Origin of the sequence: Enterococcus sp. DIV0240d (genome assembly GCF_051711245.1) — a bacterium.
Lineage (GTDB): Bacteria > Bacillota > Bacilli > Lactobacillales > Enterococcaceae > Enterococcus_D > Enterococcus_D casseliflavus.
In genome coordinates, this window is sequence record NZ_JBIOMG010000001.1 from 251,165 (window position 1) to 267,962 (window position 16,798).

The window sequence follows — 16,798 nt, forward strand, 5'->3', positions numbered from 1 at the left end:
TTTATCACCTCAAGCTTCATCAAATTGAATGTTCAATAAATCTAAAATACGGGTTAAATCTTTTTGTGACAGGTATTCGATCTCGATTTTGCCTTTGCCTTCTTTTTCGCGGATCTCGACATTCGTGCCGAATTTATCCATCAACCGTTCTTCGCTTTCTCGTAAATAGTACGGTTTTTCCCGAATCAGACGCGGAACTTTTTTCTTTTCGTTTTTCGTGTCGTTCATCTCAGCGACCATTTGTTCTAATTGGCGGACTGTCAGATTTTCTTTGACACAACGATTGGCTAATTTTAAGATCTGTTCTTTATTTTTCAACCCTAATAATGTCCGGGCTTGTCCCATAGACAAACGATCATCTTGAACCATTTCTTTGACGAGTTTCGGCAAGGACAGCAACCGCAAATAATTGGCGATATACGGGCGGCTTTTCCCTAAGCGTTCAGCGACTTGTGCTTGGGTCAATTTCAAGTTTTTCATCAGCATGTCATAAGCTTCTGCTTCTTCTAAAGGATTCAAATCTTCCCGCTGCAAGTTTTCTAAAACGGCGACTTGCATCATCGCTTCTTCATCAAAATTGCGGATGATGGCTGGGATCGTTTCCTTGCCAGCTAGTTTGGATGCTCGAAACCGGCGTTCACCCGCAATGATCTCATAGCCTTTGACGGATGATTGCCGCACGATGATCGGTTGAAAGACCCCTGAATGCTGGATCGAATTGGCCAGTTCTTGTAATGAAAGCTCATCAAAGGTTTTTCGCGGTTGATAAGGGTTGGGTCTTAATTCGTTTAAAGGCAGTTCAACGACTTTTTCTGTCTTGATATCGACTTCTTCTAACCCTTGCAGGTCTTGAAACAACGCATCGATCCCACGCCCTAATCCTTTCCCTTTATTCTTCACGGGCTAACACTTCCTTTGCTAACGTCTGATAGACTTCGGCTCCTTTTGAGCGTGGATCATAATCAATGATCGACAATCCATGACTAGGTGCTTCAGACAACCGGATATTCCGCGGAATAATGGTTTCATATACTTTTTCTTGGAAATAGCGGCGGACTTCTTCCACGACTTCCGCGCCTAAGTTCGTACGGGCATCATACATCGTCAGTAAGACCCCTTCGATCTCTAACTCAGGGTTAAAATGTTTTTGTACTAAACGCACGGTATTCAATAGTTGGCTCAGCCCTTCTAATGCATAGTACTCACATTGGACTGGGATCAAAATCGAATCACTGGCGGTAAAGGCATTGATCGTCAAATGACCTAAAGATGGCGGGCAATCGATAAAGATATAATCGTATTGTTCTTTGATCTCATTCAAAGCCGATTTCAATCGAGATTCCCGTGCCATCATGGAGGTCAATTCAATTTCCGCACCAGCTAATTGGATCGTCGCTGGAACGATATCCAAGTTTTCCCGACTGCTAGGTAAAATCGCTTCAACGATCGGTGTTTCATTGACTAATACATCATAGATGTCTTGTTCCACATCTGGTTTGCGAATGCCGACACCGCTTGTGGCGTTGCCTTGGGCATCAATATCTACGAGTAACACTTTTTTGCCGACAAATGCTAAGGACGCACCTAGGTTCACCGTTGTGGTGGTTTTGCCTACGCCGCCTTTTTGGTTTGCAACAGAAATAATACGGGCCATTGATTTTCCTCCTATTTGATTGGTTGTTTCGCTGGCATTCCCGGTTTGCGGGGGTATTTCTTTGGCGTTTCTTTTTTCTTTTGAATGATCAAAAGATGGCGTTCATCGCCGCTGACCGGTAAGGTAAAGCTTTTTTCTTCAATAAATTTGCCGCCTAAGAGTGAGATGGCTGGTTTGGCTTCAACCAGTTCTTCCTCGCTTTTGGCAGCTTTGAGCGCATAAAAATAGCCTGCTTTTTTCACCAATGGCACACAGAGTTCCGTTAACACATTCAAACGGGCAACCGCACGAGCAGTCACATAATCGAATTGCCCACGAAATTGCGGGTTTTGACCAAATGTTTCTGCACGGTCATGGTACAAGTGGACATTTTCCAATTGTAGATCCGTCACAAGGGTTTGTAAAAAGGTGATGCGCTTATTTAAAGAGTCGACGATCGTCACTTCTAATTCAGGAAACACGATTTTTAGTGGAATACTTGGAAAGCCAGCACCTGAACCGACATCACACAAATGACTTTGCGGGTCAAAGGCGGTTTCAAAAGCTAAGGAAACAGAATCGTAGAAATGCTTCAAATACACTTCTGATTTTTCCGTGATTGCGGTTAGATTCATCTTCTGATTCCATTCGACTAAACGCTCGAAATAGACAGCGAATTTTTCCATTTGTTCTTCGGTTAAAACGATCCCGTTTTTGCGTAATTCTTCATGAAATTCTTCAGGTAGCATAACGAATCCTTTCTATTTTGTGAAACAGAAAAATGTTTCACAGACTAGTTCCTACTTTAACGCAAAAAGCAATGTGATGCAATAGCCAGACATTGCTTTCTAGGAGAATTTACCATTTTTTAACTGGGGCTTTAAGGTTGGTTTAAGGCAGAGGAATTATACTCATTTCAATCCAAAAAACTTTTTTCATTTTTCCTTGACCAGCGAGGCTGCCAACCCTCCTGGTCAGCTTTTTTCTCAAAGAAACAAGCATTGATCACAGGATCAATGCTTGTTTTTGTTTCATATGAAACTTTTTTATTTCACCCGGGGCTCGTTGTATTCTTCGATACGATCAGACGCGCGGGAAGCCGCATGTTTGGCTTTGTTGGTTTGACGTGAAGCAAAGTCGCCGGTTTTAGATGCAGCTGACGATACTTTGTCTTGAACCGTTTCTTGTTCCTCTTCGTATTCAGCGATCGTTTTTACATCTACAACATTGATGTTGACTTCGATAACTTCTAATTGGGTCATTGTCGTTACTTCTTTTTGGATGACTTCTTTGACTTGGTCAGCGATTTCTGGGATGTTGCGGTCGTATTCAACCACGATATCTAAATCAACGGCTACTTGTTTTTTCCCTACTTCGGTATTGATACCCGCAGTCACATTGTCTGTATTGACTAATTTTTCCGCAATGTTAGAGAAGAAACCACCATCGACCGTCAACAGACCATCCACGTGTTCTAATGCGATCCCGATGATTTTTTGGATCACTTTGTCATCATAGGTCAATGAACCATGAACAGGTGCGTCGCCAGTTGGTCCTTCAAAATCGTTGTGACCAGGTTTTGGCGGTGCTGGATGATGTCCTGCTGGATTTGGATTTCCTGGTGCTGGATGATCCCCTGGTTTTGGTCCGTTTTGTTGTCCTGCTACTGCTTTTTCAGCATTTGGTACCACTGGATCTGGTGCTTCAGTCATTGGAATCGCATTTTCATTTGCTTGATGATTGGTGTTAGGAACCACTGGATCTGGATGTGCGCTGACTTTTTTATCATTGTTTAATTCGTTTTTATCGTTATTCATTAAAAATTCCTCCTATTAAAATGCGTTATTGTTGGTTAAAAAATTCGTCGATGATACCGGTACGTTGGAGATACAATCCTAACGCAAAACCCAAACCTGTTAGGAGTAGAATCAGCAATGTTTTGAAAAAACCGATCGTTACAAACAACACAGCCAGAACAAGGCCGATTGCTCCAAAAATCAATGGGATTTTGTATTGTTGTAGTTCGTTCATCATAGCCCTCCTATTCTACTCGCGGGTTTTCCGGAGTCTCATTTTGTTCAAAATTCGCGTAGTTGACTTCGACTTTGACTTTCTCACTTGAACCAAGCACTCGTTGGACATCTTGTTGGATTTCCGCCATTAAGTTTTCGGTTTTGCCGACTAAGGCAGACGTCCGTTTCAAGCGTCCTTTGATTTTAATCAAAATTCGATTTTTGGTCGCCTTGACATGAACTTTTGGTCCTTCAACAAATTCTTTTTCATTTACTTTCGTACGTACAAGTCCTTCGATTGCTTTCTTATCGATCGTCAATGCGCCCTTATCCTCTTTCAAAACAAAGGTCGTTTTGGTTTTTGGATAAAAAAGCACGACTAAGATCACAATCAAGAATAAGGCGATCAAGACAACAGCTACCCAAAACATATATTGACGCATAAACAAGTTGTCAAAGAAATACGTGACGACATTGCCTCTGCTGTCCAAACCAAATGGCAGCTGCATATAAGGATTACTCATTAATACGATTGGTAATAAGACAGTGATAAAGATCAACGAAACGATGATTGATACGATTTTCCACCCTTTACTCATAGGACACCTCCTCCTTTTTCTCCAATTTTCGATAAGCTTACAAGTTGATGGCTTCTCCGCCGGTAACACCATAAATCTGTGCTGTCACATAGCTAGCTTTATTCGAAGCTAAAAAGACATAGACAGGTGCCAGCTCAGCTGGTTGTCCTGCCCGCTCAAGTAACGCTTGCTGACCAAATTCAGGCAGCTGGTCTTGCGGTTGGCCATGATCTAACTGTAATGGTGTCCAGATCGGTCCTGGGGCTACCCCATTGACGCGAATTCCTTTTTCAGCAAATTGTTTCGCCAAGCTGACTGTAAAACTGGCGATCGCCGATTTGGTTGCCGCATAATCCATTAAATGGGCACTTGGACTAAAGGCTTGGACAGAAGTCGTTGTCACGATCGCTCCTCCAGCCGGTAAGTGCGGCTCAGCAGCTTTGACTAATGCAAACATGGAGATAATGTTTACCATAAAGGTATCTTTCACTTGTTCAATCGGTAATTCTGCAATCGATGGCCGCGTGATTTGCTGTGCTGCGTTCAATACTAATGTATCTAACCCACCTAATGCTGCCACCGCTTTGTCAACGATCTCTTGTGGTGCCGCTTCGTCTCGCAGGTCATAGGGGAGCAAGATCACTTTGCGCCCAGCTTCTTTGATGTACCCTGCAACTTCTTCGGCATCTTCTTCTTCTCCTGGGAAAAAGTGTAGGGCAATGTCTGCTCCTTCACGGGCGAAGGCAATCGCTGCTGCTCGTCCGATCCCAGAATCCCCACCGGTGATCAGTACTCGCCGGTTTTCTAACTGCTGACTTCCCTCATAAGATTCTTCACCACAATCAGGTTTTGGTCGCATTTCTTCTTGTAAAGCAGGCGTATCTTGTTCCTGTTTGCTGTATTTACCCGTGTGATAAAGTTCCCGTGGATCAGTCAAAATAGGTTCACTCATTCTTACGTCCTCCTTTTCTCTATAATAAAATTCTAAACCATTCATTTTTTTTTGGGAAATATAACGCTTTGTTAACAAAAATAAATCTACGTTTATTAGAAAATGAAAAAAGAAAGTGCCCTCATTTTTGACCAGAAATCAAATAATTTCCCTTTTTTATAGAAGGGGGTAAACTAATAAGTAGTAACTGGTAGTACCTGTAAAAGGGAACCCCTAAGAAAATGACCTTGGATCAAGAAAAAGGAGGAAACAAAGAATGCCTTGGAATGTCCGTGATTATCCTGCGTCAATGAAGAATCTAGACCCCTTAGTTCGTAAAAAAGCGATCGATATCGCCAATGCCCTGCTAGCCGATGGCTATTCGGATGATCGGGCAATCCCGATCGCCACGAGTCAAGCAGAAAAATGGTATGACAATGCAGATGAAGAGGAGAAGAAAGCTTTTCAGAAAGAGAAAAATCCGCAAAAAGACGATGCCCATCAAACCAATAAGAATGCGGAAAAATTAATGGATGCGGATGTAGAAGTTGTGTATGAAGACGACCAATGGCAAGTCCGTTCCAAAGGAGCGAAACGTGCCAGTGACCATTTCGACAAGAAAGCAGATGCCATCGCCCGTGCCAAAGAAATCGCCGAAAACAAAGAATCCGTGGTGAACGTTTATAAGAAAGACGGCGACCATCAAAAGGATATTGATTTGAGAGAATAAAATTGGCTGCAAAAAAGCGGAAGGAGGTCTTACCTTTGTCGTTTGAGCTGCGCGAAACGTTGCCTACTCTTTCGCTTTTTTGTTTCCTTTCACAGCTAGGTTTGATTAAAACTAAAGCAACCGTTTCTTTGACGTTTCTTTTAAAAAGCAGCGGTTCGTTGTCAGAAACCTAAAAAACGAAGACCTTTTGAATGAACCATCACTTTTAAAATTTCTCGACATCCTAAAAAATAAGCCTGTGAAATGCTGATCTAGCAACAGTTGTGAACCATCCGTTACCTCTGTAAACTAGCTTGTGCTTTCTTTAACTAAATAAACCTTGTATACTTGAATTATTAAAAGTACAAGGAGTGGTGTTTGTGAAAAAATTATTTTTTGTGCCGTTTATTTTTCTTTGTTTCCTCTTTGCTCTCCCAGCTGCCGCCCAGACAGTGGAAGAACCTGAACTCGTTTATGACTTAGCATCAGATAGTCCCTATGAGCAGCTGATCACGGTAGATGAAGAAGGCAACGAGGTGATTTTGACCATTGAAAAATTGCCGTCATTCCGAGCAAATCTGGCAGCGGGAACGTATCGTGTGTCAAAAACATCCGCAGGTAATTGGACCGCTAGTTATAATGTAACGGTCAATAGCCGCAATCAATTTACAGGCACTTCGAATTTAAGTTTAGTTGCTCACAGAGGAAGTATCACTTCTAGTTCATTAACTCACACGTCCACCAAAGCCACCTGTACGTTTAAGCAAAAAGCAGGTATAATCACTACCAATGGGAGTGTCGTAACCACGATCTCAAATGGGAAGCTAGTTGTTAAATAGCAGATAGGAGCATACATTGGCTTTAGCAGAACAATTAAAAAGCTGTCGCGAGTCTTCAGGATTGTCGCAAACAGCAGTCGCAGAAAAATTACAGATTTCACGCCAGTCGATTTCAAAATGGGAAAATGGGCGCGGCTATCCAGATATTGAGAATTTGATTTTGTTGAGCGATCTCTACCAAGTCTCGATCGATGAGCTTTTACGTGAGAACGAAGCCTTAAAAGAGCGGATCGAAACCAACAATCAAGAAATCAACGACAAGAAAGAAAAATTGTCGTTACTCCAAAGAACGATGGCAGCAGATAAAGATGAAAGTCTGCTCTTGCTACTGTTAGCTGGAATCGGCTCCTTTCTTTTTCCTTTAGGACTGATCTTAGATGGCTTTGTTTTATGGCGTAACAAAAAAGCCAATAATTTTTATGTATTGATCTATATCGTCTGTGCCTTCTCGATTTTCTTGAATTTGTACGATGGCTATGTCCATCTCAGCAACATCATGAATTGGGGAACCACTACGATTGAAAAAGTGGAATAACTTTAAACTCTGAACAAAACCATCCCTATGTGATTCGTCTCATAGGGATGGTTTATTATATAGTTTTCTGTCAAATTCAATACAGAATTCAAGCAATCGAATGAATGTTTTTATGGTTCAACTGAAAACCAAGAAATTTTTTATCTTCTTAATAAAAAAGAAAAAAACCTTGATATCAAGCCTTTCTGAAGCTTTTGCAATTTTCCCTTGCTCGATGGTACTATTGAATAGTGGAAGATCATCAGTTGGCACATTGATTAATCTGGTGGGAGAGTATCAAGATTGCTCAGTAAGTATAAATAGGTTCAAAATTTTAACAAAGACTGGCAAATCTATACAGAGGATTTAAAAATTCGCAATATTGAACCCATAGCGTTTTTAATGTTGATGAAGAATTGACCAAGAAAAATATCCAGGTATACCTGGTGGGGAAAAACAAAAAATTGATCTATTGAGAGCTTTTGTAAGGGATAGGAAAGTAATTATTTTAGATGAGCCTACATCTGGTTTGGATCAGAAAGCTATCAAAAAATTATTAGAATACCTTTCCGAAACTAAACATGACAAAATACACTTTTTAATTACACATGAGTATAATTTTGATCATTTAGCAAATAAGGTGATCCAATTATAAATTCAGTAGAGGTGATAACATGCTTTTTATGTTACTTATAGGGATACTACTTATAAGCGTAGGCATCCAATTTAGACGGGGAAAATGGTACCGTTTAATTGCTGGAAATACTTTTAACGACAAACCTATAAAAATTCAGAAAAATGCTGCAAAAGGTGCATCGAATATTGCATTTATTGTGGGAGCCCTTCAGATTTTCTTTTTTATTTTTATTAAAATGAAACTTAACACTAGATTATTAATAATTGTCGTTGTGATACCTCTTGTTTTATACGCCTTTTATATGATTTTTCATTTTCTCAAAGACTTTATCAAAAATGGCTGATAGGTACACTAAGCACCTTTACTCGATATATAGCTTTTTTGGTTATCCTTGAATGCTATGGTTTAGAAGTCATGTAGCTAGAAAACTTTTTCCTGTTTTATCTTTTGGGTGTCGCTAACCATAATATATCGATAAAAATTTTAGTTGATTTGTGTCCCAGCCGTTGTGATACCTTCTTAAACAAATAACATTTTCGAAAATAAAGAAGCCCTTTTTCTTAGACCGTAACTTTCATGATTTACGTTTTAGAAAAGAGCTTCTTTATTTTTGTCCAAATTAGATTGTCGATGTTCTAGAAGTATTTTAAAATTTTCTAACGAATAAGCATTTAACAAATTATAGCCTTTTGGTGTTAAACACCAAAAGGCTATAATCCTGGCTTTTATTAGTTAACCTTGGCAATCTTCCCTTGCTCGATATACACCATCAAAATACTGATATCAGCTGGGTTTACTCCGCTGATACGGCTCGCTTGGGCGATGGTTTCGGGTTGGATTTTTTGCAGTTTTTGTTTGGCTTCTGTTGCCAAGCCATTGATAGCGGCATAGTCGATGTTTTCAGGAATGCGTTTGGCTTCCATCCGTTTGAGTTTCTCCACTTTTTCGAGAGCTTTTTTGATATAGCCTTCGTATTTGATTTGGATCTCGACTTGTTCGATCTCTTTTGGCTTCAATGCTTCATTGGCTTCGATAAATTGTAGCATTTCGGCATACGTCACTTCAGGCCGACGCAAGAATTCATTTGCTAAAACGCCATCTTTCAAGGTAGCCGTCCCTTTAGCAGTCAAATACGCTTGTACTTCTGGCGTTGGTTTGATGCGGATCTTAGATAAACGTTTAATTTCTGCTTCAACAGCTTCTTTTTTCGCTACATACGCTTCGTATTGTGCTTCTGGGACGAGCCCGATTTGATGTCCCACTTCGGTCAAACGCAGATCCGCATTATCATGACGCAGCAATAAGCGGTATTCGGCACGAGAGGTCAATAAGCGGTAAGGTTCATTGGTTCCTTTGGTCACCAAATCATCGATCATCACACCGATATAACCGTCGCTGCGTTTCATAATGAAGGGCTCTTTGCTTTGAATTTTCAAAGCGGCATTGATGCCTGCGATCAAGCCTTGACCGGCCGCTTCTTCATAGCCACTGGTTCCGTTGGTTTGTCCTGCCGTAAAGAGGTTTTCGATGACTTTGGTTTCTAATGTTGGACGCAATTGATGAGGCACCACGACATCATATTCAATGGCGTAGCCCGTCCGCATCATTTCCGCTTTTTCTAAACCTGCGATGGAATGCAGCATTTGGACTTGGACATCTTCTGGCATAGAAGTAGAAAGCCCTTGAACATACACTTCTTCGGTGTTCAACCCTTCTGGTTCCAAGAACAATTGGTGACGAGATTTGTCTGCAAAACGCACGATTTTGTCTTCGATAGATGGGCAATAACGAGCACCTACTCCTTCGACGATCCCTGTAAACATCGGCGCCCGGTGTAAATTCTGGTTGATGATTTGGTGCGTCCCTTCGTTCGTATAGGTCAACCAGCAAGGTTCTTGGTTTTGATTGTAGGCTTCATCGGGTGTGCTGTAACTAAAGTGATTCGGTTGTTCATCGCCAGGCTGGATCTCCGTTACCTCATAGTTGATGGTGCTGGATTTCACCCGCGGTGGTGTACCGGTTTTAAAACGAGCGATCTCTAGGCCAAGCTCTTTCAAATGATCGGCTAGTCCAATCGATGGCTGGGAGTTGTTTGGTCCAGAAGAATACTTCAACTCTCCAATGATGATCTCTCCTCGCAACGCTGTTCCCGCAGTGATCACTACAGCTTGGGCTTGGTAACGAGCGCCTGTAGAGGTCACGACGCCACGGCATTCGCCTTCTTCAACGATCAGCTTTTCAACGATTCCTTGGCGCAGTGTCAGATTGGCTTCTTTTTCGATCGTTCGTTTCATTTCAGCCGCATAAGCATGTTTATCGGCTTGCGCCCGCAAGGCCCGCACAGCGGGACCTTTTCCTGTATTGAGCATCCGCATTTGGATGTAGGTTTTGTCGATATTTTTGCCCATTTCTCCGCCTAAAGCATCGATTTCGCGCACCACGACGCCTTTTGCTGGTCCGCCGACGGAGGGATTACAAGGCATGAATGCGACCATGTCTAAGTTGATGGTCAGCAAGAGGGTTTTTGCTCCCATTCGGCTGGCTGCCAAGGCAGCTTCTGATCCGGCATGGCCGGCACCAACAACGATCACGTCATAACTTTCTGCTTGATATTCTTGCATGGTGTTCTCCTTTTTGCGCCAGTGGCGCATTCTTTATTTTCCTAAACAAAACTGACTGAACAATTGGGTGATCAACTCATCTTGGACACTGTCGCCGACAACTTCTCCTAGATAGTCCCAGCAGCGTGTCATATCGATTTGAACCAAGTCGACAGGCATTCCTGCTTCGATCCCTTGGATGACCTCAGACAACGACTGAACGGCATTTTCTAATAAGGCAATGTGGCGAGTATTAGAAAGATAGGAAGCATCCTTATCGGTGGTCTTGCCCCCAAAGAATAGATCGGCAATGGCTTGTTCCAGTTGGTCTAAGCCTTCGTTGGTCAACACAGAGACAGAAAAAATCGGTTCATCTGCTGCGTACTGCGCTAGCTCAGCGGGTGCTAATTTTGGCTCAAGGTCGGTCTTATTCAATAAGATGATCCGACGGCTGCCAGCAGTCAGCTCCAGCAATTGTTTGTCTTCCTGGGTCAATCCTTCGCTTTGGTTGAGAACCAGCAAAATCAACTCCGCTTCTGCCAATGCTTTGCGGCTGCGTTCGACCCCGATTTTCTCAACGACATCTTCTGTTTCGCGGATACCAGCCGTATCGATCAGTTTCAACGGTACCCCGCGAACATTGACATACTCTTCAATGACATCTCGAGTCGTACCAGCAATGTCTGTCACGATGGCTTTTTCTTCCCTTAATAAATGGTTCAATAAGCTGGATTTACCGACATTCGGCCGACCGATGATCGCGGTACTCAAACCTTCTCGCAAAATTTTTCCTTGTTGGGCAGTCGCTAATAAGGCTTGGATCTGCCCTTTGACCATCGTGGCTTTTTCTAGCAATAAGCGGGTCGTCAATTCTTCCACATCATCGTATTCAGGGTAATCGATATTCACTTCAACTTGCGCCAGCGTCTCTAAGATCTCTTGGCGTAAGATCCGAATCAAGTGGGAAAGATTGCCATCCAGCTGATTGACTGCGAGATTCATCGCCTTATCGGTCTTGGCACGAATCAGGTCCATCACCGCCTCGGCTTGAGAAAGGTCAACCCGTCCGTTTAAAAAGGCCCGCTTCGTGAATTCTCCCGGCTCAGCCAACCGTGCGCCTTGTCGTAAAACCAGCTGCAAGAGTTGATTGACGACAACAATCCCGCCGTGGCAGTTGATCTCGACGACATCTTCTCGGGTAAAGGTCCGCGGCTTTTTCATCACTGATAGCATCACTTCATCCATCAAACGGTTTTCTTCTGGGTCCACGATATGACCATAATGGATCGTATGACTAGGGACTTGGGCGAGGGTTTTAGTGCCTGCTTGAAAAATCCGATCCGCAATTACGATCGCTTCTTCCCCGCTTAATCGCACAATACTGATGGCCCCTTCGCCTGGCGGGGTGGAAATCGCGGCAATCGTATCAAATTCTTGCGTTATATTCGCCATGTTGCTTGCTCCTCCTATTTTTTCACATAAAAAAAGTGCCCACTCCACCCGTCAAATTGATCGAAAATCAATAAAAACGAGTAGACTTAGCACTTTGACTGCTTGTCAATTAAATTCTGGAAATAGATTAGCACATTTTTGCGTGAGTCGCAAGCTTCCTTCAAAAACTTTTAAATTTTGCATCTGTCCGCAAAAACCTTTAAAATAAAAGCAAAGAATAAGAAAAGAGGGATCTATTATGGAAACCATCAAATCATCAAACAGCGCTGCTCGCATTAAAGAAATCATTTTATCGACAGGAAACGTGAATCGGCCTTACGTCGTGCGGGATATCGTCTTTGCGGCAGACAAAATCGAAGTAGATCTATTTGATACATCTGTGAATTTGAACGACCTGTTGGCAGATGTGACCTATCGCTTAAAAGAAACCGCCCACAGCTACGGAGCGAATGCAGTGATCAACTGTCATTTCGAACATGACCGCATCGTCGAAGGCGACAAAACCTTCCTTGAGATCTTTGCCTATGGTACAGTGGTTCAATTTACTCAATCAACCATCGGCGGCTAATTGCCTCTATCATCAAAGAAAAATACAAAAAAGAGTCCGCGGCATACGGACTCTTTTTTGATACCAAAGGCTGACCTACGTAACGTATGTTGACTTTGATAAGAATGATTTCTAGTCAAGGATACTTGGTTTTAAATTTGTTGTCAATCGCTTTTTCCCATCAAAAAAGGGAAAGGCTTGTCAGACCGCCTTTCCCTTTTTCATTAAATTCGTTTGTCCGCAGGTTCCACTACTAAGTAGCGATACGGTTCATCCCCTTCAGAATGAGTTTGAACATACGCATCTTTACTCAAAACTGAATGGATCTGCTTTCTTTCAAACGCCGGCATCGGTTCTAAAAAGACTGGGCGGCCTGTTCGTTTGACTTTTTCAGCAGTACGGCTAGCCAAACGTTCTAAGATCGCTTGACGTTTTTCACGGTAATCTCCGACATTCACTACAATCGACAATTTGTTTTTCGCGATGCGGTGAATATACACTTGCGCCAAATATTGCAGTGCATTCAAGGTTTTGCCGTGCTTCCCAATCAAAATGCCTTGTTTTTGCGTTTCTAAATGAAAGACGATCACGCCGTCTTGACGAGCGGTTTTTACTAAGGCGGGTGCATTCAATGCTTTTGAAATATTTGTCAGATAGAGTCCCAGCTGAGCCAGCGCTTCCTCATCTGAAAGATCCGTCAGCAAAACAGGTTCGCTCGCTGCTGCTTCCATCACACTGCTTGCATCCTCTGTCGTCACAGGATCTGGTTCTACCAGCGGTTTTGCTGGTACTTCTTCAACGGGTGCCGGTTCTTCAACGATTCGTTTTTCAATGGAGACCCGTGCTTGTTTTTTTCCTAGACCCAAGAAGCCTTTTTTTCCTTCATCCAGGACTTCGATTACTGCTTGATCTTTGGTGATACCAAGGACTTGCAATCCCTCTTGAATTGCTTCATCTACTGTCAGATTTTCATAAATCGGCATTGCAGTGCAACCTCCTCTTATTTTTTCCGTTTCTTTTTAGGACTCATTGCTTTTTTCAGCGCACGTTCACGCTCGCGTTCTTTGCGGGCAGCTTCTTCTCTTTCTTGGCGAATCTTGAATGGGTTATTTAAGATCATTGTTTGCACAACTTGGAATGCATTGGAAACGACCCAGTACAAGGAAAGACCGCTGGCAATGTTGATCCCCATCAGTAAGATCATCATCGGCATAGCGAAATTCATGATTTTCAGACTCGCATTTGATTCCACTTGGCTCATACTTGATAAGTAGGTACTTGCAAAAGTAAAGAGCGCCGCTAAAATCGGCAAGATGAAGTATGGGTCACGATCACCCAGCTGCAGCCATAAGAATTTTCCTTCTTGCAGAGCAGGAACCCGTGAGATCGATTGCCACAAGGCCATCAAAATCGGCATTTGTACCAATAATGGCAGACAGCCGGCATAAGGATTGACATTGTTTTCCGCATACAAACGTTGTGTTTCTTCTTTTAACTTGCTTTGTGTTTCTGTATCTTTTGACGCATATTGCTGTTGCAGCGCTTTTAACTTCGGTTGTAATTCTTGCGTTTTGCGCATGCTTTTGGTTTGGAAGTGCATCAACGGCATCAAAATGACCCGAATGATCAATGTAAAGAGGATGATCCCGATCCCGGCATTGCCGAAGGAGAGGGCTTTGATCGCCTCTGCAAAATAATAAACGATGTAACGGTCCCATAGACCAGTACTTTGTGCATTTACTTCACCTGTTGCACCGCAGGCAGATAAGACAACTACTAATGAGAGAACTCCCAAAAATAGTAAGACGCGTTTCCCTTTTTTCACGTAACTAATTCCTTTCCATTAATGAATAATTTTGGCAAGTTTTAAGACATGCTCTAAATTCGAGTAGATTTCCTTTGAGGAACAAGTGGCGATACTTGGACGGGCGATCACGATGAAATCGACCGCTGGTTCGATTCGCGGCTTCATTTCCGTTAAACTTGCACGGATCTTGCGCTTGATCTCATTTCGCTTCACTGCATTACCGACTTTTTTCCCTACAGATAAACCAACTCGAAAATGTGATTGCTCTTTAGGTAAGACATACACCACGAACTTCCGATTTGCAAAAGAATTTCCTGCCTGAAAAACTTTTTGAAAATCTTGCTCTGTTTTTACTCGATAGGATTTTCTCATCTTCGGTTCCTTCACTTCTTTCAATTAAGCTTCGCGAAACGGATTGAATCCGTAACCACTCACCTGTCAATAATACCATATTTGCCAAAAGTCAGACACTATATTCCGCAAAAATGGCATAAAAAAAAACCACTGGCATTCAGTGGCTTACGCAGAAATAACCTTTCTGCCTTTACGACGACGGCTAGCTAAAACACGACGTCCATTTTTTGTACTCATACGTTTACGGAATCCGTGAACTTTTTGACGTTTACGTTTATTTGGTTGATACGTTCTTTTCATTTATTTCCACCTCCATCAGGATAATGCTTATGCGCACAGACATACTTTGATAGTATAACGAGTCAAGTACTAGTTTGTCAATAAGAAGTTTGCTCAAAATCAGGCATTCTTTATCCACAATCCCTTTGATTTGTGTGGGTTTGCTGTTTATAGCCAATTTTTGTGGATAACTTTTTCCCCAGAGTTATTTTGGCTTTTTCCACAAACAAACAGCCTGTAGAAAAGTTTTCCACAATCACTTTTTTAGCTGTTGATAACTACCCCGAAACCTAGTGTTACCAAGGTGTGATCTTCACATCGATCTGTGGATAAAGGAGATTGTTTTACAGTTATGCACATTCTTTTTCTACCTGTGGATAGTCGGATTTCGAACATGTGCATTTCCATTTTTCTTTTATCCCGTTTTGTGGAAAAGTATTTTTTTCTAACCTTTTTTATCGTAATCTGTGGAAAACTTTTTCAATCCGTGCTATTTTAGTTATATCTATTCTTAGTTATAGGAGGACAATTTATGCCATCTGCTGATTCTATTTGGCAAGATCTTCAACGTTCCTTTAAAGAAGAGCTGAATCCGGCCAGTTATAGTGCTTGGATCGAGACTGCCAATGTCTTGTCGTTTGAAAAAAATCAGCTGCTGATCGAAGTACCCAGCGATCTTCATAAATCTTATTGGGAAAAAAATCTAGCTGCCAAAATTGTTGAAATGGGATTTATGAAAACTGGTGAAGAATTGATTCCTAGTTTTGTGACTGTCGAAGAAGCAGAAGCTTTAAAAACAGCCCCTTCTACTATTCAAACAGCTGCAGAAGAAAACGAGCGGCCGCCAAAATCGATCTTAAATGAAAAATACACATTTGATACCTTTGTCATCGGGAAAGGCAATCAGATGGCCCACGCTGCTGCTTTAGTTGTTGCAGAAGATCCTGGGTCTATTTATAATCCGCTGTTCTTCTATGGTGGCGTTGGTTTAGGGAAAACCCACTTGATGCACGCGATCGGTCATCAAATGTTGCTGAAACGTCCCAATGCCAAAATCAAGTATGTTAGTAGTGAAAATTTCACCAATGATTTCATTACTTCTATTCAAAAGAACAAAATGGAAGATTTTCGAAACGAATACCGCAATGTTGATCTTTTGCTGGTGGATGATATTCAATTCTTAGTCAATAAAGAAGGAACCCAAGAAGAATTCTTTAATACCTTCGAAGAACTGTATCGCAATAATAAACAGATCGTCCTGACAAGTGATCGTTTGCCAAATGAGATCCCGACTTTGCCGGAACGTTTAGTTTCCCGTTTTGCTTGGGGCTTATCCGTTGATATCACCCCGCCGGATCTAGAGACGCGGACTGCGATTTTGCGGAAAAAAGCCGAAGCCGAACGCTTGGAGATCCCCGACGATACCTTAAGTTATATCGCTGGGCAGATCGATTCGAATATCCGAGAACTTGAAGGAGCACTCGTGCGGGTGCAAGCTTTTGCTACGATGCAAAACTCAGACATTACAACGAGCTTGGCAGCTGAAGCCATCAAAGCCTTAAAATCAAGCCATGGCTCGACCCAAGTTTCGATTTTGCAAATCCAAGAAGAAGTCGCAAAATACTATCACATTCATGTCAATGATCTAAAAGGGAAAAAACGGGTCAAAGGCATCGTGGTCCCACGGCAGATCGCGATGTATCTCTCTCGAGAACTGACCGATAGTTCTTTACCAAAAATCGGCGGCGAATTTGGCGGCAAAGACCATACAACGGTCATTCATGCCCATGAAAAAATTCAGCATTTAGTCGAAACAGATCCCACGATCAAAAATGAGATCGCTGAAATCAAACAAATCCTCTTCAGCTGATCTGTGGATAAGAAAAGAAGAACCAAAAAAGTTGTC

Annotated in this window: 20 protein-coding genes; 7 read left to right on the plus strand and 13 right to left on the minus strand. The window is 42.2% G+C overall.

Annotated elements, in window-relative coordinates; genetic code table 11:
• Positions 1-9 precede the first annotated feature (9 nt).
• The 7 genes from IGJ25_RS01175 to IGJ25_RS01205 all read right to left on the minus strand — a co-directional run bounded on the left by IGJ25_RS01175 (position 10) and on the right by IGJ25_RS01205 (position 5,175).
• Complete coding sequence (locus tag IGJ25_RS01175; protein ID WP_005226254.1) at positions 10-900, minus strand: ParB/RepB/Spo0J family partition protein; 891 nt, start codon at positions 898-900, stop codon at positions 10-12.
• A complete protein-coding gene (locus IGJ25_RS01180) occupies positions 890-1,654 on the minus strand; it encodes a ParA family protein (RefSeq protein WP_005226255.1) in 765 nt (254 codons plus the stop codon). Before IGJ25_RS01180 ends, IGJ25_RS01175 begins: the two co-directional genes overlap by 11 nt.
• An 11-nt stretch (positions 1,655-1,665) precedes the next feature.
• Complete coding sequence (gene rsmG, locus IGJ25_RS01185; RefSeq protein WP_005226256.1) at positions 1,666-2,382, minus strand: 16S rRNA (guanine(527)-N(7))-methyltransferase RsmG; 717 nt, start codon at positions 2,380-2,382, stop codon at positions 1,666-1,668.
• A gap of 297 nt (positions 2,383-2,679) precedes the next feature.
• The gene (locus tag IGJ25_RS01190; protein ID WP_010748461.1) at positions 2,680-3,450 is read right to left on the minus strand and encodes an Asp23/Gls24 family envelope stress response protein; all 771 of its coding nucleotides are present in this window, start codon (positions 3,448-3,450) and stop codon (positions 2,680-2,682) included.
• A gap of 25 nt (positions 3,451-3,475) precedes the next feature.
• The gene (locus IGJ25_RS01195) at positions 3,476-3,667 is read right to left on the minus strand and encodes a DUF2273 domain-containing protein (RefSeq protein WP_005226258.1); all 192 of its coding nucleotides are present in this window, start codon (positions 3,665-3,667) and stop codon (positions 3,476-3,478) included.
• A 7-nt stretch (positions 3,668-3,674) separates the two neighbouring features.
• Positions 3,675-4,244 (minus strand): alkaline shock response membrane anchor protein AmaP, encoded by a 570-nt coding sequence (gene amaP, locus IGJ25_RS01200; protein ID WP_005226259.1) that lies wholly within the window; start codon positions 4,242-4,244, stop codon positions 3,675-3,677.
• Between the two features lie 37 nt (positions 4,245-4,281).
• Complete coding sequence (locus IGJ25_RS01205; protein ID WP_005226260.1) at positions 4,282-5,175, minus strand: SDR family oxidoreductase; 894 nt, start codon at positions 5,173-5,175, stop codon at positions 4,282-4,284.
• Between the two features lie 256 nt (positions 5,176-5,431).
• Here IGJ25_RS01205 and IGJ25_RS01210 point away from each other — a divergent pair, with 256 nt between their 5' ends.
• The 5 genes from IGJ25_RS01210 (at position 5,432) to IGJ25_RS01230 (ending at position 8,196) form a co-directional block, all read left to right on the plus strand.
• On the plus strand, positions 5,432-5,884 hold the full coding sequence (locus IGJ25_RS01210; protein ID WP_151196092.1) for a DUF2188 domain-containing protein: 453 nt from the start codon (positions 5,432-5,434) through the stop codon (positions 5,882-5,884).
• A 350-nt stretch (positions 5,885-6,234) separates the two neighbouring features.
• Complete coding sequence (locus tag IGJ25_RS01215) at positions 6,235-6,702, plus strand: DUF5626 family protein (RefSeq protein ID WP_005226262.1); 468 nt, start codon at positions 6,235-6,237, stop codon at positions 6,700-6,702.
• 16 nt (positions 6,703-6,718) lie between these two features.
• Entirely contained in the window at positions 6,719-7,237 is a 519-nt protein-coding gene (locus IGJ25_RS01220; protein WP_005226263.1) for a helix-turn-helix domain-containing protein, read from the plus strand.
• A 418-nt stretch (positions 7,238-7,655) separates the two neighbouring features.
• Positions 7,656-7,871: an ATP-binding cassette domain-containing protein gene (locus tag IGJ25_RS01225; RefSeq protein ID WP_225000687.1), complete on the plus strand. Its 216-nt coding sequence runs from the start codon at positions 7,656-7,658 to the stop codon at positions 7,869-7,871.
• 19 nt (positions 7,872-7,890) lie between these two features.
• Positions 7,891-8,196, plus strand: coding sequence for a hypothetical protein (locus IGJ25_RS01230; protein ID WP_081116714.1), 306 nt, complete (start codon positions 7,891-7,893; stop codon positions 8,194-8,196).
• A gap of 385 nt (positions 8,197-8,581) precedes the next feature.
• Here IGJ25_RS01230 and mnmG read toward each other — a convergent pair whose 3' ends face one another.
• The gene (gene mnmG / locus IGJ25_RS01235; protein ID WP_081116713.1) at positions 8,582-10,474 is read right to left on the minus strand and encodes a tRNA uridine-5-carboxymethylaminomethyl(34) synthesis enzyme MnmG; all 1,893 of its coding nucleotides are present in this window, start codon (positions 10,472-10,474) and stop codon (positions 8,582-8,584) included.
• A gap of 33 nt (positions 10,475-10,507) precedes the next feature.
• Positions 10,508-11,905: a tRNA uridine-5-carboxymethylaminomethyl(34) synthesis GTPase MnmE gene (gene mnmE, locus IGJ25_RS01240; RefSeq protein WP_438779072.1), complete on the minus strand. Its 1,398-nt coding sequence runs from the start codon at positions 11,903-11,905 to the stop codon at positions 10,508-10,510.
• A gap of 238 nt (positions 11,906-12,143) precedes the next feature.
• On the opposite strand from mnmE, the gene IGJ25_RS01245 reads away from it, so the two are divergent.
• Complete coding sequence (locus tag IGJ25_RS01245) at positions 12,144-12,473, plus strand: heavy metal-binding domain-containing protein (protein WP_016608917.1); 330 nt, start codon at positions 12,144-12,146, stop codon at positions 12,471-12,473.
• 203 nt (positions 12,474-12,676) lie between these two features.
• Here IGJ25_RS01245 and jag read toward each other — a convergent pair whose 3' ends face one another.
• The 4 genes from jag to rpmH form a co-directional block, all read right to left on the minus strand.
• Positions 12,677-13,435, minus strand: coding sequence for an RNA-binding cell elongation regulator Jag/EloR (jag, locus tag IGJ25_RS01250; protein ID WP_081116711.1), 759 nt, complete (start codon positions 13,433-13,435; stop codon positions 12,677-12,679).
• A gap of 17 nt (positions 13,436-13,452) precedes the next feature.
• Positions 13,453-14,277 carry a YidC/Oxa1 family membrane protein insertase gene (locus IGJ25_RS01255; RefSeq protein ID WP_010748469.1) on the minus strand — a complete coding sequence of 275 codons (825 nt, stop codon included), beginning with the start codon at positions 14,275-14,277 and terminating at the stop codon, positions 13,453-13,455.
• Positions 14,278-14,295: 18 nt separating this feature from the next.
• Positions 14,296-14,631, minus strand: coding sequence for a ribonuclease P protein component (gene rnpA / locus IGJ25_RS01260; protein ID WP_015510644.1), 336 nt, complete (start codon positions 14,629-14,631; stop codon positions 14,296-14,298).
• A gap of 147 nt (positions 14,632-14,778) precedes the next feature.
• Positions 14,779-14,913 carry a 50S ribosomal protein L34 gene (rpmH, locus tag IGJ25_RS01265; protein ID WP_002356012.1) on the minus strand — a complete coding sequence of 45 codons (135 nt, stop codon included), beginning with the start codon at positions 14,911-14,913 and terminating at the stop codon, positions 14,779-14,781.
• A 511-nt stretch (positions 14,914-15,424) separates the two neighbouring features.
• Between rpmH and dnaA the strand changes: the two genes are divergently transcribed.
• Positions 15,425-16,762, plus strand: a complete 1,338-nt coding sequence (gene dnaA / locus IGJ25_RS01270; RefSeq protein WP_015508676.1) for a chromosomal replication initiator protein DnaA — start codon at positions 15,425-15,427, stop codon at positions 16,760-16,762.
• Positions 16,763-16,798: the final 36 nt, after the last annotated feature.

Excerpts from the sequence above, each read along its gene's own strand:
- IGJ25_RS01180 (WP_005226255.1), bottom strand. The coding sequence starts at position 1,654 with ATGGCCCGTATTATTTCTGTTGCAAACCAAAAAGGCGGCGTAGGCAAA.
- rsmG (WP_005226256.1), bottom strand. The coding sequence starts at position 2,382 with ATGCTACCTGAAGAATTTCATGAAGAATTACGCAAAAACGGGATCGTT.
- IGJ25_RS01190 (WP_010748461.1), bottom strand. The coding sequence starts at position 3,450 with ATGAATAACGATAAAAACGAATTAAACAATGATAAAAAAGTCAGCGCA.
- IGJ25_RS01195 (WP_005226258.1), bottom strand. The coding sequence starts at position 3,667 with ATGATGAACGAACTACAACAATACAAAATCCCATTGATTTTTGGAGCA.
- amaP (WP_005226259.1), bottom strand. The coding sequence starts at position 4,244 with ATGAGTAAAGGGTGGAAAATCGTATCAATCATCGTTTCGTTGATCTTT.
- IGJ25_RS01205 (WP_005226260.1), bottom strand. The coding sequence starts at position 5,175 with ATGAGTGAACCTATTTTGACTGATCCACGGGAACTTTATCACACGGGT.
- IGJ25_RS01210 (WP_151196092.1), top strand. The coding sequence starts at position 5,432 with ATGCCTTGGAATGTCCGTGATTATCCTGCGTCAATGAAGAATCTAGAC.
- IGJ25_RS01230 (WP_081116714.1), top strand. The coding sequence starts at position 7,891 with ATGCTTTTTATGTTACTTATAGGGATACTACTTATAAGCGTAGGCATC.
- mnmG (WP_081116713.1), bottom strand. The coding sequence starts at position 10,474 with ATGCAAGAATATCAAGCAGAAAGTTATGACGTGATCGTTGTTGGTGCC.
- mnmE (WP_438779072.1), bottom strand. The coding sequence starts at position 11,905 with ATGGCGAATATAACGCAAGAATTTGATACGATTGCCGCGATTTCCACC.
- IGJ25_RS01245 (WP_016608917.1), top strand. The coding sequence starts at position 12,144 with ATGGAAACCATCAAATCATCAAACAGCGCTGCTCGCATTAAAGAAATC.
- jag (WP_081116711.1), bottom strand. The coding sequence starts at position 13,435 with ATGCCGATTTATGAAAATCTGACAGTAGATGAAGCAATTCAAGAGGGA.
- rnpA (WP_015510644.1), bottom strand. The coding sequence starts at position 14,631 with ATGAGAAAATCCTATCGAGTAAAAACAGAGCAAGATTTTCAAAAAGTT.
- rpmH (WP_002356012.1), bottom strand. The coding sequence starts at position 14,913 with ATGAAAAGAACGTATCAACCAAATAAACGTAAACGTCAAAAAGTTCAC.
- dnaA (WP_015508676.1), top strand. The coding sequence starts at position 15,425 with ATGCCATCTGCTGATTCTATTTGGCAAGATCTTCAACGTTCCTTTAAA.